This is a genomic window from Methylocaldum sp. 14B (assembly GCF_002005105.1).
In the GTDB taxonomy this organism is placed as follows: Bacteria; Pseudomonadota; Gammaproteobacteria; order Methylococcales; family Methylococcaceae; genus Methylocaldum.
In genome coordinates, this window is sequence record NZ_MSCV01000017.1 from 85,504 (window position 1) to 99,628 (window position 14,125).

At 62.5% G+C, this 14,125-nt stretch carries 12 protein-coding genes; 6 read left to right on the forward strand and 6 right to left on the reverse strand.

Annotated elements, in window-relative coordinates; all coding sequences use genetic code 11:
• Window positions 1–2: 2 nt before the first annotated feature.
• The 4 genes from B2A78_RS13865 to coxB form a co-directional block, all read right to left on the reverse strand.
• On the reverse strand, window positions 3–2,525 hold the full coding sequence (locus B2A78_RS13865) for a cbb3-type cytochrome c oxidase subunit I (RefSeq protein WP_077730592.1): 2,523 nt from the start codon (window positions 2,523–2,525) through the stop codon (window positions 3–5).
• 10 nt (window positions 2,526–2,535) lie between these two features.
• Complete coding sequence (locus tag B2A78_RS13870; protein WP_077730616.1) at window positions 2,536–3,633, reverse strand: sodium:calcium antiporter; 1,098 nt, start codon at window positions 3,631–3,633, stop codon at window positions 2,536–2,538.
• Between the two features lie 151 nt (window positions 3,634–3,784).
• Window positions 3,785–4,084 carry a putative quinol monooxygenase gene (locus tag B2A78_RS13875; protein WP_077730593.1) on the reverse strand — a complete coding sequence of 100 codons (300 nt, stop codon included), beginning with the start codon at window positions 4,082–4,084 and terminating at the stop codon, window positions 3,785–3,787.
• Window positions 4,085–4,171: 87 nt separating this feature from the next.
• The gene (coxB, locus tag B2A78_RS13880; RefSeq protein ID WP_168175426.1) at window positions 4,172–4,900 is read right to left on the reverse strand and encodes a cytochrome c oxidase subunit II; all 729 of its coding nucleotides are present in this window, start codon (window positions 4,898–4,900) and stop codon (window positions 4,172–4,174) included.
• Between the two features lie 192 nt (window positions 4,901–5,092).
• Here coxB and B2A78_RS26355 point away from each other — a divergent pair, with 192 nt between their 5' ends.
• The 6 genes from B2A78_RS26355 to B2A78_RS13905 all read left to right on the forward strand — a co-directional run bounded on the left by B2A78_RS26355 (window position 5,093) and on the right by B2A78_RS13905 (window position 12,303).
• Window positions 5,093–5,629, forward strand: coding sequence for a cytochrome c (locus tag B2A78_RS26355; RefSeq protein WP_205780781.1), 537 nt, complete (start codon window positions 5,093–5,095; stop codon window positions 5,627–5,629).
• Window positions 5,602–5,997, forward strand: a complete 396-nt coding sequence (locus B2A78_RS26360; protein ID WP_133718174.1) for a c-type cytochrome — start codon at window positions 5,602–5,604, stop codon at window positions 5,995–5,997. The genes B2A78_RS26355 and B2A78_RS26360 overlap by 28 nt, the downstream gene beginning before the upstream one ends.
• Before the next feature lie 145 nt (window positions 5,998–6,142).
• Window positions 6,143–7,285, forward strand: a complete 1,143-nt coding sequence (locus B2A78_RS13890; protein WP_346425848.1) for a Do family serine endopeptidase — start codon at window positions 6,143–6,145, stop codon at window positions 7,283–7,285.
• Between the two features lie 175 nt (window positions 7,286–7,460).
• Window positions 7,461–7,964 (forward strand): beta/gamma crystallin domain-containing protein, encoded by a 504-nt coding sequence (locus tag B2A78_RS13895; RefSeq protein ID WP_077730595.1) that lies wholly within the window; start codon window positions 7,461–7,463, stop codon window positions 7,962–7,964.
• An 8-nt stretch (window positions 7,965–7,972) separates the two neighbouring features.
• Entirely contained in the window at window positions 7,973–9,217 is a 1,245-nt protein-coding gene (locus B2A78_RS13900) for an efflux RND transporter periplasmic adaptor subunit (RefSeq protein WP_168175427.1), read from the forward strand.
• Window positions 9,217–12,303 (forward strand): efflux RND transporter permease subunit, encoded by a 3,087-nt coding sequence (locus B2A78_RS13905; protein ID WP_077730597.1) that lies wholly within the window; start codon window positions 9,217–9,219, stop codon window positions 12,301–12,303. The genes B2A78_RS13900 and B2A78_RS13905 overlap by 1 nt, the downstream gene beginning before the upstream one ends.
• Before the next feature lie 60 nt (window positions 12,304–12,363).
• On the opposite strand, the gene B2A78_RS13910 is transcribed toward B2A78_RS13905, so the two are convergent.
• The gene (locus B2A78_RS13910) at window positions 12,364–13,131 is read right to left on the reverse strand and encodes a PRC-barrel domain-containing protein (protein ID WP_077730598.1); all 768 of its coding nucleotides are present in this window, start codon (window positions 13,129–13,131) and stop codon (window positions 12,364–12,366) included.
• Window positions 13,132–13,231: 100 nt separating this feature from the next.
• Window positions 13,232–13,978, reverse strand: a complete 747-nt coding sequence (locus tag B2A78_RS13915) for a phosphatase PAP2 family protein (RefSeq protein WP_077730599.1) — start codon at window positions 13,976–13,978, stop codon at window positions 13,232–13,234.
• Window positions 13,979–14,125 lie beyond the last annotated feature (147 nt).

The window sequence follows — 14,125 nt, forward strand, 5'->3', positions numbered from 1 at the left end:
GTTCACCCCAGGAAGCGCGGAGACAGATGGACCACGGCTAATGCAATCAGGCCCTGAACGACCGTGTAATGCCAGAACAGCATGGTGTTGTCGAAAGTGGCCCGGCGTTCGCGGTTTATGAGTCCGCACACCGAGCGGGCGAAGGTATAGAGGCCCATGATGACCACCACGGTAACGAAAAATCCCTGAATCGAGATGACGGTATAAACGATCGCGGCATAGCCGGAATCGGTCGGCCGCAGGCCTATCTGCCATTGGCCCCACAGCTCGGCCACCAACGCACCGACGAGCAGGGGGACGGCTAAAAGCATGGCCAGGCGCACCGTCCAGAACCTGTTCGATTTCAATGCGCGGCTGGCGTAGGCAATGGCAGCACTGCTGAATGCCGAAAGGCCTCCCGCCGCGAGCGGATAAGCCACTTCCGGCAGCGATTCTCCGCCCTTGGGCCAGAACCCCGGCGCTACGGTCCACAGGAAATAATACGAGAAGATCAGGCAGGCGAAGAGGGAGGCCGAGACTATCATCAGCACGACCATGGCCCACCGGGAATGCGACATGGGGCCGGTCACGTAGACCGGCAGCTTGATGCCGCCGCCGATGTCCACGGGAGGGTGGCTGGGGCCGGGGTCGGTTTCCCATGCCCACCGGATGATCATGGCGATGGCGAACACGCCGAAGAACAGTGCAGGCACCACTACCTTCACCGTCAGGAGCAGAAAGAACGCCGCCGTTCCGAAGGCCGCCAACACCGGGAACCAGCTCCCTGCCGGCATCTGCAAAATGTACAGAGGCCGGGCATCGATGGGACTGGTGACGACGGTCTCGCGCGCGCCGGTAGGCGCGCCCGGCAGGTAATAGCGGCCGGCCTCGACGTCCTCCGCCAGATTCGGCTGATCCCAAAGCGGCTCGCGGCTTTCGACGATGGGAATGCTGCGCATGGCGTAATCGCCGCCGGGCAGCCATTCGAGGGTGCCTGCATCCCAGACGTTGCCCGCCTTTTCCGGACGGAAGGGTCGGAAGTTGCGAATGAGATCGACCAGGAACACCAGAACGCCCGCACCGATGAGGAAAGCGCCGAAAGTCGAGATCAGGTTGAGGGTGTCCCAGCCGACTTCCGCCGAATAGGTATAGACCCGCCGCGGCATACCCAGCAGCCCGGTGATGTGCATCGGGAAGAACGCCGTGTTGAACCCGATGAACATCAATCCGCACACCCAGCGGCCCAGTTTTTCCGAGAGAGGCTTCGTGCTCGCATAAGGCGCCCAGTAATAGAACACGCCGAATAGCGGGAACACCATGCCGCCGAACAGCACGTAGTGCAGATGCGCCACCACGAAATAGGTATCGTGCACCTGCCAGTCGTAGGGCACGATCGCCACCATCACCCCGGTCAGCCCGCCCAGCACGAAAATGAACAAAAAAGCCAGGGTGAACAGCGCCGGCACCGTGAGTTTCAGGCGTCCGGCCGCAATGGTGGCGATCCAGGCGAACACCTGTATGCCGCTCGGAACCGACACCGCCATGCTGGCCGCCGAGAAATAGCTCATGGAGATCTGCGGCAGTCCCACGGCGAACATATGGTGCACCCACAGGGCGAAGCTCAGGAAACCCGTGCCCACCAGGGCCAGCACCACCAATCGGTATCCTACCAAGTGCTTGCGCACCATGGTGGGTATGATCATCGAGACGATTCCCGCGGCCGGTAGGAAGATGATGTAGACCTCCGGGTGACCGAAAAACCAGAAGAGATGCTGCCAGAGCAAGGGGTCGCCGCCTTTCTCCGCTACGAAGAACGGCCACTCGAAGCTGCGCTCCAGCTCCAGAAGCGCGGTGCAGAGGATCACCGCCGGGAAGGCGACCATGATCATCCCGGCGAACACCAGCATGGCCCAGCAATAGATCGGCATCTTATCGAGGCTCATGCCGGGCGCGCGGTTGAGCAGCACCCCCACCACGATCTCGATGGCCGCAGCGATGGCCGTGATTTCGATGAAGCCGATGCCGAGCAGCCAGAAATCGGAGTTGTCGCCGGGCGAGAATTGATAACTGGTCAGCGGCGGATACATGAACCAGCCGCCCTTGGGCGCCAAGTCGAAAAACAGGCTGCAGAAGAACGCCAGCCCACCCGCGAAATAAGCCCAGAAGGCATAGGCCGACAGCCGCGGGAAGGGCAGGTCGCGCGCCGCCTGCATGTTGGGCAGGATGAGAACTCCCAGCGCTTCCACCGCCGGCACGGCGAACAGGAACATCATGATGGTGCCGTGCATCGTGAAGATCTGGTTATAGGTGTCCTGCCCCAGAAGATCGTTTTCCGGCACCGCGAGCTGGGTGCGCATCAGGAGCGCCAGCACGCCGGCCAGCAAGAAGAACAGAAAGGCCGTGCCGACGTAGAAGATGCCGATGTACTCGTTGTTGACGACGGTGATGAAGTTCCAGCCCGATGGTGGCCGCCAAATCTTTTTGAGCAGGGAAAGCTCTTCGTCCGGGCGGGGCACAGGGTTCGGAAATTCCTGATTCCGGTCCATCCATGTCTCCTCAGCGCAATCGATACAGCAGGAATATCCCGCCGAGATAAGTCAAGAGCACGGCCAGCGAGTCGTAGCCCATGCGCAGGATCGTCCGATCCCGGCGCTCGACCAAACCGGCGATGTACAGCGTCGTCACGACAATCCCTAAAAGGGCCGCGAATGATGAAAACCGTCCCACCTGGTTCAGCACCGGGCCGTCCGGATAGACGGCATCGATCAAAAAAATCATGCCGACGTTGAACAGATTGGTGCCGAAGATATCGGAAACCGCCATCAGGTAACGCCCTAGGTGCATCGCCGCCAGTACGGTGCTGACTTCCGGCAAGGAGGTCGAAAAGCCGACAAAAACGGCGCCGAAAAAGCTCGAGCCCAGCCCGCTCTGCTCGGCGAGGGTTTCACCGGAACGCGATAGCGCATAGCCCGCCACCAGAATCGCCAAACCGGCAAGCACCGTCTTGCCGAGAATTTTTCCAAACGGACGTTCGGGTTCCTCCTCCGTTTCGTCGCGTTGGGCCGGATGTCCTCTGTGCTGTCCCTCAAGTCCCTGATGGGGACGCTTCGGAGCGCGTCGTTGATGCCAGCCCAGCCCGTCCGGCCGCCAGGGAAAGCGGCCCTGAGATTTGGCGAGCATCCAGATGGCCCCGAAATAAAAAAGGAGAATGCTCCATGCCCAACCGCCGATGCCGAGGAACGCCGTGTCGCCCACGATCACGGCCGCGGACACCAGAGCGAGCAGCAGTACGCCCAGTGCCCCTTGCAAGATCACGACCGGATCGGGAATCACCGAAGTCAGAGCGTCCCGCCCGATGACGGCGTCGGCCAGCGCCAGGATGACGACGTTGATCGCGAGACTGCCGAGGATGTTGTTCACTGCCAGCGGCGCATTGCCGGCGGCGGACGAGGCGACCGTGACCGCGACCTCGGGCAGCGAAGTGATGCCGCCCAAAAGGATCAATCCGGCTGCTGCATGGCCGATGCCGGTATGCTCGGCGATGGCATCGGCATAGTGCGAGACCTTGGTGCCGGCAATCCAGACGATGCCTGCCGAAACCGCGAACATCACGATGTTGAGCCAGAGCGAATAATTCTTGAAATCGAAAGGCATCAGCTCGGGTTCTCCAAATAAGCCGTCGGCCGATGCGCGTGGAAGCGCCGCGGCCGGCATCCGTGAAATCCACTCGAAGATTCAGCTCTTGCGCAGTCCTCCGTTAAAGCGGTACCGGCGGTGCTGCCGTCGCATACACCGAGCGGCGCATCTAACCAACGTTGTGCCAGAGAGTAAGCTCCATCGGCTCGGCCAACAGCGTTTCGGCCAGCGTAATCCAATGTCTGATATGTGGCGCTTCGAGATGCCTTCTGAGGTCCTCCTCGCACACCCAGTTCTCATGGAAGAGAAAACGCGAATCGTCATCGGCAGCCTGGTGCATGTCATAATTCATGCAGCCTTTTTCCGAGCGGGTCGGGGCGAGGAGGTTCATGAGCTCTCGCTTGACCTGCGCCTCCATGCCGGGTTTGGCTACGATTCGAACGATAACCGTCACGGGTTTGCTCGCCATGTTTCGCTCCTTTATCGGAGTGCCGGTTGCGATCCATGATTTTAGGGACGCTGCGGACGGAGATGTTCGACAATCCCGGAACCGCGTTCATCTCCGGTTCTCCGAATAAGCCGCCGGCGGACGCGCGGGCTGACGCTGGGCGTTAAGCCAGGCATCGAAATCCTCCGGCGTTTCGACCACCGCCAGGAAGGCCATGTTGGCGTGCTGGGCGCCGCAATACTCGGCGCACTGCCCGCGCCACACGCCCGGCCGGTCGGGTCGGATACGCAGCGTGGTGATACGGCCGGGAATCATGTCGACTTTTCCGGCCAGGTTGGGCAGCCAGAAACTATGGATGACATCGGCGGTGCGCAGTCTGAATTCCACGAGCCGACCGGCCGGAAGGTGGATCTCGTTGGCGGTGGCGACATCGACATGGCCCGCCTCGGTCAGGTAATTCACCCGCCACCAAAACTTCTCGCCGACGACCTCGATCCGCAGGGCCGGAGGTTCCGACGGGGTGACGATATCCCCGGCGATTCTCAGCGTATAGACCAAGAGCGCGGACAACAGGACCACGGGAAACGCGAGGCCGCCGATAAGGACTGCTCGGCGATGGCCCAGCAAGCGGCCGGCGCGTTCCGATCCGGACATCGAATAAACGGTCAGCGCCATGACCAAAACGAAAATGACCGCGGCTCCCCAGTACAGCAGCCAGCCGATGGCATCAATTTCGGATGCGGTCGGCGAATGCGGATCGATGGCGGATTGAAGGCCGGCGCCGGCAGATGCCGGCAGCGTTGCCAGGAGCAAGGCCGAACCAAGACGGGCGGTCATGGCATGGCGGAACGCGGGCCGTCCGGCCGAACGCATCGACAGCCGGCACTAACCGCAGTGCGGAGAGTCGAAAATGCTATAGCGTCGGAAGACGTTCCATTCCCGATGGTCATCGGTCACTCCCCTGGCCGAATATCGAGCCGTGCGGCTGGCGCCGTTCTCTCGAATTTTGGAGCGTACTCACAAGAGACCATGGCACCTTCCCGAAAGTTTCTGATCCATGCGCTCATCACTCTCGTCATCCTGGGTGGATTCGGAGTATTGGGCGCGGCCATCGTCGTTCTCACCGGCGTGTACAACGTCGCTGCCATTTATCAACACACTTGGCCGGTTTACGAGATGCTGGATTTCGCATTGGATCGGTCGGTCTCGGCCCGCCTCGGCGGCATCGCGGCGCCGCCCCTGGACGATCCCCTCCTGGCGGAACGCGGCTTCCGCATTTACCGGGACAAATGCGCGCAATGCCATGGCGCGCCGGGTGTGCCTCCCGACGATGCCGGCAAGGGGATGCTGCCGCTGCCCAACAATCTGGCACAAACGGCACGCGAAAAATCGGCCGAATACATCTATTGGGTGGTCGCCAACGGAATCCGCATGACCGGCATGCCCGCCTGGCAATATCGCCTCGACGAGGAGGAGTTGTGGGCGGTGGTGGCGTTCGTAGAGCGGTTGCCGGAGTTTTCCCCGAAGGAGTACGCGGAATGGGATCGAAAGACCGGCGGGCGATAAGAAGAATCAAAGGAGCGGGCGGACTCTTCGCGGCACTGGCTCTTCTGAATGCCTGCGGCCGCGCCGATCAGCCCTTGTTCGTCACCGGCGGAGACCCGGCCCGGGGGCGTATCGCCTTGCAGCAATATGCCTGCGCGACCTGTCACATCATTCCCGGCATCGTCGGCGCCAAGGGTTTGGCCGGGCCGCCCCTGACCGCTTGGGCCAATCGCATCTACATCGCCGGCGTTCTGCCCAACACTCCGGACGACCTGGTTCTGTGGCTTCGGGACCCGCAGCGGATATCGCCCGGCACGGCCATGCCCGACTTGGGTGTGACCGAGCATGACGCATGGGACATGGCGGCGTATCTCTTCAGCCTGAAATGATCCCGCAGGCGGTCGGCGCTCATGCTCGATAATCGAGGATGCACGCGCAGGCGGAAGAGAGAAAATCCGCCCGAGAACTTTTACGGTATCGAACGACCTAAAAAGTGACGTCGCGACTCGAGAAGCACACTGCGGGAGGAACTCCATGGAACGGCTTGGCCGACTTTGCGCTCTTGGCGCCGTTCTGATCATGATGTCGGCGGGATGCGAGCCCGTACCGGCACCGCGACTTGCGCAAGCGCCGGCAGCGGCCTACCAGGCGTCCAATCCCGGCGCCGCCATAGGACAAAGCGGCAGGCCGACTCTGGCGCCCATGCTGGAAGCCGTATTGCCCGCCGTGGTCAATATTTCGACGACCTCGACGGTGAACGTGCAGGAGAATCCGCTGTTCAACGATCCGTTTTTCAGACGGTTCTTCGACTTGCCGAACATGCCGCCGCGCCAACGGCAACAGCAGAGCCTCGGCTCCGGCGTGATCGTGAACGCCGAAAACGGGCTTATCCTCACCAACCACCACGTCATCGCCAATGCCGACCAAGTGACCGTGACCCTGCAGGACGGAAGGGATTTCGAGGCTACGGTGGTGGGCGCCGATTCCGAGACCGACGTGGCGGTCGTCAAAATCGACGAGAAAAACCTTACGGCTCTGCGGTTCGGCGACTCGCAATCCCTGCGGGTCGGAGATTTCGTGGTGGCTATCGGCAGTCCTTTCGGCTTGAGCCAAACCGTGACTTCCGGCATCGTCAGCGCGCTGGGTCGTTCCGGTTTGGGCATCGAAGGCTACGAAGACTTCATCCAGACCGACGCCTCGATCAATCCCGGCAATTCCGGCGGCGCCCTAGTCGACCTGAATGGGGAACTGGTCGGGATCAATACCGCCATCGTCGGCCCGGCCGGGGGCAATGTCGGCATCGGTTTCGCGATCCCGAGCCATCTCGCCCAAGCCGTCATGCAGCAGATCGTCCAGTACGGCGAAGTTCAGCGAGGTCAACTCGGGATCGGGGTCCAGGATTTGACTCCCGAGTCGGCGAAAGCCTTGGGCCTGGAGCGGAGCGGCGGCGCCGTGATTGCCCAGGTTCAGCCGGATTCGCCTGCCGCCCAAGCGGGGCTGCGTCCCGGCGATGTCGTGGTGGCGATCGATGGTGCTCCCGTGGCCAATGCCAGCAGCTTGCGCAACATTATCGGCCTGCTCCGAGTCGGTTCCGAAATCAAGCTGGATTTCCTCCGAAATGGCCAAAAGCGGACGGCGACGGCCCGGATAGCCCAACCACCGGCCCGGCGGCGGTGAGGAAACCTCGGAGCGGCTGTCTCAATGGTTATGGACGAAACTCTATTTCACTCGCGGAGACATGGACATGGGCAGCATCTTGCGATTCTTGGGCAGCGCGATCGGCATCATCTTCCTGATCGGGTTATTGGTCGTGATCGGGATTCTTATGCTCATTTTCTGATCGGAGCGTCGCATGCGGAAATTTAGGCGCCTTCGGTTCGGGATTGTGGCCGGGGCGCTGTCCGCCGTGGCGGGCTTGAATGTGACGGCCAGGGAGTCCGTGCCTCCCTCCGCGCCCGATACCGACGCTCGCCCGCCGATTACGGAGGAGCCCAGCGCTTTGCCGACGGTCCTGATCGTGCCCGGATCGTTCAGCGCCGAGCGGGTCGCCGACGGTTGCTGGGTACAGTTCTACACGGGCGACCGTTTTACCGGAATTCAACTGAACATCGTCGGCCCGGTCGAGATGCGCACCATGAAAGGTCCGTTCGGCGCCCGCTGGACCGGCCTGGAAAGCGTCATAGTCGGACCGCGCGCCCAGGTAACCGCCTTCGACGACGAAGACTTCGAAGACCATAGCCTGTCGTTCGAACCAGGACAGCAAATCCCCGACTTGGGGGAAAGACGGGGACGCAGCGGGCTGGGGATTTTCGAAGATATCAAGTCGTTGCGGGTGACTTGTTTGCCGCGCCGCTGATGCGGCGAATGGCACGGCGTTCGGCGCATGAAACGGAGAGCGCGTTCGGCAGTGGGGGCCGATGGCGGATCTTGGTAGGACTCGCCGTTCTGGCTGTCTTGGCGTTGGTCGCTTATTGGCTCTGGTCGCAGATTGTCGGTAAACGCGGACCGGCTGAACCGTTCGAGATTCCTCCCGTCACCGTGACGGCAGCCCATGCCGAGGCGGAGGTCTGGCGGACCGAATTGGACACCATCGGCAACCTCGTCGCCGTGCACGGGGTGCAAGTGACCACCGAGGTGGCGGGCATGGTGGAAACCATCGGGTTCGAATCGGGCGCCGAAGTGGAGCAGGGCGCGACCCTGGTGCAATTCAAGACCGATGTGGACCTGGCGCGGCTGGAGCGCCTCGAGGCCGAGGCCGAACAGGCGCGCCGCGATTTGGCTAGGTTCCGCGAACTGGCGCAGCGGCGCTTCGTATCTCAATCCGAACGGGAGCAGGCGGCGACCCGGGTGGAAACCTTTGAAGCCCAGGTTAGGGAACAGCGGGTCCTGATCGGCAAAAAGCGGATCGAGGCACCGTTCAGCGGGGTTCTCGGACTCCGTTACGTCAATCTGGGACAATATCTTGAACCCGGACAGGCCGTGGTCGATTTGCAGTCGATCGCCCCCATCTACACGGATTTCACCTTACCCGGACGTCATTACGGCGTTATCGGACCGGGACTGCCCGTCCGGGTGCGGGTCGACGCCTACCCCGATCAGGTTTTCGAAGGCGAAATCAGCGCGGTCAGCCCGCAGATCGACCGGGAAACCCATAATTTCAGCGTGCGCGCTACGCTCCCCAACCGCGAACGCCTGCTCCGGCCGGGCATGTTCACCGACGTGGTCGTGACGCTTCCCGATGAGCGCCGGGTGCTGGCAGTTCCCAACACGGCGATCAGCTACAGCCCGTACGGCGACGTCGTGTTCGTGATACGGGAAGGGGGCGGGGCGGCTCCGGCACTGCCGGCCGGCGGTGCCGACGATAGCGGAAATCCGGACGATTCGGCGGTTTCTTCCGCTCGGGCTCCGGACCAGCGTATCCATCGGGTCCAACGGGTTTTTGTCACCACCGGCGAGCGCCGGGGTTTGCGCGTCGAAATCTTGAAGGGCGTCGCGCCCGGCGACCGGGTGGTCACCTCGGGTCAGCTCAAGCTCAGCGACGGGGCGCGGGTGCTCATCTCGGACCGGGACGTGCTGCCGGAAGTCGACCCCATACCGAAGGGACCGTGATGGGCGGCTTTACCGATCTCTTCATCAAGCGGCCGGTGCTGGCCTCAGTGATCAGCCTGGTGATTCTGATGCTGGGATTGCGGTCGATTCTAACCCTCAATGTCCGCGAGTATCCCGAGACCTACTCCTCGGTCATCACCATTTCGACCCCTTATTTCGGCGCCGACGCGGAACTGGTCAGAGGATTCATCACCACGCCCCTGGAACAGGCCATCGCCACCGCCGAGGGCATCGACTATCTCGAATCCACCAGCGTCCAGGGTACCAGCACCATCCGGGCGAGGCTTTTGCTCAATTACGATCCCAACGCCGCGGTGGCCCAGATCATCACCAAGATCAACCAAGTGCGGAACCAGTTGCCGCCCGGCAGCGAGGACCCCATCGTCACCGTCACTCCGGGCGAGCCGACCGCCGCCATGTACATCGCCTTTTACAGCGAGGTGCTGGAACGCAACCAGGTGACCGATTATCTCAACCGCGCCGTTCGGCCGCGCCTGGAGACCCTGGTCGGCGTTCAGGAGGCGCCGGTCCTGGGCGGGCAGACGGTGGCCATGCGCATCTGGCTGGACCCGAAGCGCATGGCGGCATTCCGGGTCACGCCGACAGACGTCCGCGCGGCGCTCGAGGCCAACAACTTCATCGCGGCGGTGGGATCGACCAAGGGAGCGACCCTCTCGATCTCGCTGGATGCCGCGACCAACCTGCATTCGGTGGAGGAGTTCGAGCGGCTGGTGGTGCGGGAGGACAACGGCGCGCTGATTCGTTTGCGGGACGTGGCGGAGGTGTCCCTGGGTGCCGAATCGTACGAAACCTCGGTGTATTTCGACGGGGTTCCGGGGGTGTTCATCGCCGTGGAGGCGGCGCCCACGGCCAATACCCTGGACACGGCGGCGCGCGTGCGCGAAGTCTTTCCCGATATCCAGCGGCAATTGCCCGCGGGCATCCGCGGCGTCATCGTCTACGACAGCACCGATTTCATCCGCGACTCGATGCGCGAGGTGCTGGTTTCGCTGGCCGAGGCGCTGAGCATCGTGACCGGGGTCATCTACCTGTTCCTGGGGTCGGCCCGCGCCGCGCTGGTGCCCGCCGTGGCCATGCCGCTGTCGCTGGTGGGCTCGTTGTTCCTGATCCTGGTCATGGGGTTTACCATCAACCTCCTGACTTTGCTGGCGCTGATCCTCGCTATCGGCATGGTGGTCGACGACGGCATTGTCATCGTGGAGAACGTCCACCGCCACATGGAGGAGGGGAAGACCCGGTTTGAAGCCGCTATCGAGAGCGGGCGCGAACTGGCGGCGCCCATCGTCGCCATGAACATCGTGGTGGTGGCGGTGTACGCACCCATAGGCTTCATGACCGGACTGACCGGGAATCTCTTCACCGAATTCGCCTTTACCGTGGTGGGGGCGACGCTGATCTCGGGCGTCGTCGGCCTGACCCTGTCGTTCATGCTATGCTCCAAGCTGCTCAGGCGGGAAACCGGGAAACGCGGGCTCAGCCGCCGGGTGGACGCAGGCTTCGGATGGGTGGCCGAGCGTTACGGCCGCCTCCTCCATTACACTTTGGAGCAGCGCTGGTTGGTGCTGCTGTTCGGCAGCGTCGTACTGGTCGCCTGCTTTTTTCTGTATACCGCCGCCGAGGACGAGCTGGCGCCGACGGAAGACCAAGGCTTTCTCATCGTGCAGGCCACCGCTGATCCCAACGTCTCCATCGACTACCTGGAACGCTGGACCGGCCGGGTCGGCGAGATCATTCAGGATTTCGACGCCACCGACCATTCGTTCGTCATCAACGGCGTGGTGCCGGGGGGAGGCGGCGTGGGCAGCGCCTATCAGGCTTTCGCCGGCATGTCCATGCGAGACTGGGAAGAGCGGGAGCAAACGCAGTTCGACATCATGCCCGAATTGCAGGATCGGGTGAACGGCGTCGCCGGCCTCCAGAGCGCGGTGTTTCCGCCGCCCGCGCTGCCGGGCGCCGGCGGCGGAACCCCGGTACAGTGGGTCATCGGTACCACCGAGGAAACCGAGGCGCTCTACGATGCGGTGCAGCGGGTGCTGGAGCGGGCGCGGCAAAGCGGCAAATTCGACTTCATCGAAACCGATCTGCATTACGACCGGCTCCAGGTGCAGGTGGAGATCGACCGTGCCAAGGCGGCCGATCTCGGCATCGACATGCAGCAATTAGGCGGCGATCTTTCCACGCTGCTGAGCGCCGGCTATGTCAATTATTTCAGCGTCCGTGACCGCAGCTACCGGGTCATTCCCCAGGTGGAACGCGTCTATCGGCTTCGTCCGGAGCAGCTCGAGAATTATTATCTCCGCGCCCGGAACGGCAGCCTGATTCCCGCCTCCACCATCATCCGCCTGACGCAAACTGTACAGCCGCGGGAACTGGCCCGGTTCAACCAGCTCAATGCAGCGACGCTGTCCGGGGTTCCGGCGCCGGGAGTGACGCTCGGCGAAGCGGTGGAGTTCCTGAGGACGACCGTGGCCGAAGTCTTGCCCGGCGGATATGTCACCGACTGGAAGGGGCAGTCGCGGCAGTACGTCCAGGAGGGCGCGGAACTGGTCACCGCGTTTTTCCTGTCGGTGATCCTGATCTATCTGGTCCTTGGCGCGCAGTTCGAAAGCTTCCGCGATCCCGCCATCATGCTGGTGAGCGTGCCCATGTCGCTGGCCGGGGCGCTGCTGTTCATGGCGCTCGGGGTGGTCACCGTCAATATCTACACCCAGGTGGGCCTGTTGACGCTGATCGGCTCCATCATCCGCCACGGGATTCTCCTGGTGGAATTCGCCAACGAGGTCCAGCGGCGCGAGGGGCTGGACCGCCGCCGGGCGATGGAGACCGCGGCGGCGATCCGGCTCCGCCCGATCCTGATGACCACGATCGCGACCCTGGTCGGCATGATTCCGCTCTGGTTCGCGTCCGGACCCGGCGCCGAAAGCCGCTTCGCCATCGGCTTCGTGCTGGGCGCCGGCATGGCCATAGGCACGCTGTTCACGCTATTCGTGGTGCCGGCCTTTTATACCGTTATCGCCAGCGAGCGGGCCGGATCGGAAAAGGGTGAACAAGGTGAGGAGACCTGAAACCTGTTGTCGCTTAATCGTAGGACGCGGTGAGCTCTTCGAACCGCATCGATCGCTCTATCACCAATAATACGGACGACCATAATAGTCGTGGATCTCGATCTCGTAGCGGCGGTTGACCGGTTTTGTCGGATCGAACTCGGGCCCGTTGCGGATGCTTTCGGCATCGAGTTCGACATGCAGGCGCTGTGCGGTCCAATCGACTGAACCGAGCCAAGGCGTCGCCACCAGAACCTTGCGTCCCGGCAGCCAATGGCCCGTGTCGACCACCAGATAGCGCAGCGCCCAAGCCTGGTCGTCCACGATGAAATCGTCCACTTGGCCGATGTCCCGGTCGGTGGCGGCGATGTCGTAGCCGGTCACTTCCTCTACCGAACGCAAATGCTCTTCTTTCGGTTCCCGGATCTCGGTCCCGGGCACAGATGCCGGTGTCGGGTCGACGACTCCGCCGGGCCAGGGGTAAGCGCCGAAGCCGCCGGGACCCAAGCCATAGGGCGACAAGATGCCGGTGTAAGGGGGCTGCGAGTAATGCCGCCAATATTCGATCTCGTACGCTCGGGATACCGGGGCGTGCTCGTCCAGCGGCGGAGAGTTTTCGATTTGCTGTTTGGTCAAACGCACGGGCAAACGCCTGTGGGTCCAATCGGGTTGGTCGAGAAACGCGGGCGAAACGACCGCCTTGCGTCCGGGCAGCCATTTGGCGGTCTTGGCCACCATGAAGCGAACCACCCAATCGCGATCGTCGAACAGAAAATCGTCGCAGCGGCCGATGTCGCCGTCTTTCGCCCCCAGTACATATCCCACAATTTCCTTGACGCTTCTCAACATAAATCCTCCAAACTCGAGGTATCCGACATGCCGGATCGGCGCACTACTTGAAGCTGCCTCTTAGGTAACGAAACACGGCGGAAAGTTTCGGCACGAGCATTTAGCTCCCGTTCTCCGCTTCCTCGACGATCCGTTCTCTTTGCAGCCAGCGGGCCACCAGCCACCAGATCAATGCCCAGGCGGCTCCGATCATCCAGCCGGCGGCGACGTCGGACGGCCAGTGGACACCCAAGTACACCCGGCTGAAGCCGACCAGCAAGCAGAGCACGACGGCCATCGTCAGCACGAAAAACTTGGTGCGCCGATCGGGCAGCACTCGGGCGAGCAGGGCGCCCAGAGTCAGATAAGTGGCGGTAGCCAGCATCGCATGGCCGCTGGGAAAGCTTGCGGTGTAGACGTATGCGCCATGGGGTACGAGATCGGGGCGGGGGCGGTCGAAGCCGAGCTTGAGCAAGGTGTTGATAAGCAGGCCGCCGCCGACCGCGATAGCCAAGAGGAGCACGGTCCGGTGTTTTCGCAACAGGGCGAGATAGCCCGCCGCGCCCAGCGTGATGAATACGATCACGCTAACGCCGCCCAAGGCGGTGAAGTCCCGGAACATTTCCTCGACCCATCGCGGGCCGATCGGGTCGGCCGGGTCGGCGGGATTCCGCAAGGCCAGCAGGATGGCGGTGTCGACGGCGCGCGTCTGACCTTCGGCGACCTCGTCGGCGAGTTCGATGAACCCCCAGATTCCCGCCCCGGTTAGGAGCATCAGCACAAGGGTTCGAAACTCGCGAGCAACGGCGGACCCTGCGGCGCCGAGTAGCGGTCTGAGCGCGACGATGAATCGTTGAGACATGGACATGGCGAACGCTTGTATCTCGATTGATGATCATGATTTGGACAATTCCATGGATTCTCCGGCACGGCGGGGCGGGGATAATTCCACTTTCCGCTTGGTCCTTATTAGTAAGTCCCCGTAAAAGTGCCTTTCATTCGACCGAACCGGCGG

What these genes read in the sequence shown, in the direction of transcription:
- B2A78_RS13865 (WP_077730592.1), bottom strand. Translation starts at nt 2,525, where the DNA reads ATGGACCGGAATCAGGAATTTCCGAACCCTGTGCCCCGCCCGGACGAA.
- B2A78_RS13870 (WP_077730616.1), bottom strand. Translation starts at nt 3,633, where the DNA reads ATGCCTTTCGATTTCAAGAATTATTCGCTCTGGCTCAACATCGTGATG.
- B2A78_RS13875 (WP_077730593.1), bottom strand. Translation starts at nt 4,084, where the DNA reads ATGGCGAGCAAACCCGTGACGGTTATCGTTCGAATCGTAGCCAAACCC.
- coxB (WP_168175426.1), bottom strand. Translation starts at nt 4,900, where the DNA reads ATGACCGCCCGTCTTGGTTCGGCCTTGCTCCTGGCAACGCTGCCGGCA.
- B2A78_RS26355 (WP_205780781.1), top strand. Translation starts at nt 5,093, where the DNA reads ATGGCACCTTCCCGAAAGTTTCTGATCCATGCGCTCATCACTCTCGTC.
- B2A78_RS26360 (WP_133718174.1), top strand. Translation starts at nt 5,602, where the DNA reads ATGGGATCGAAAGACCGGCGGGCGATAAGAAGAATCAAAGGAGCGGGC.
- B2A78_RS13890 (WP_346425848.1), top strand. Translation starts at nt 6,143, where the DNA reads ATGGAACGGCTTGGCCGACTTTGCGCTCTTGGCGCCGTTCTGATCATG.
- B2A78_RS13895 (WP_077730595.1), top strand. Translation starts at nt 7,461, where the DNA reads ATGCGGAAATTTAGGCGCCTTCGGTTCGGGATTGTGGCCGGGGCGCTG.
- B2A78_RS13900 (WP_168175427.1), top strand. Translation starts at nt 7,973, where the DNA reads ATGGCACGGCGTTCGGCGCATGAAACGGAGAGCGCGTTCGGCAGTGGG.
- B2A78_RS13905 (WP_077730597.1), top strand. Translation starts at nt 9,217, where the DNA reads ATGGGCGGCTTTACCGATCTCTTCATCAAGCGGCCGGTGCTGGCCTCA.
- B2A78_RS13910 (WP_077730598.1), bottom strand. Translation starts at nt 13,131, where the DNA reads ATGTTGAGAAGCGTCAAGGAAATTGTGGGATATGTACTGGGGGCGAAA.
- B2A78_RS13915 (WP_077730599.1), bottom strand. Translation starts at nt 13,978, where the DNA reads ATGTCCATGTCTCAACGATTCATCGTCGCGCTCAGACCGCTACTCGGC.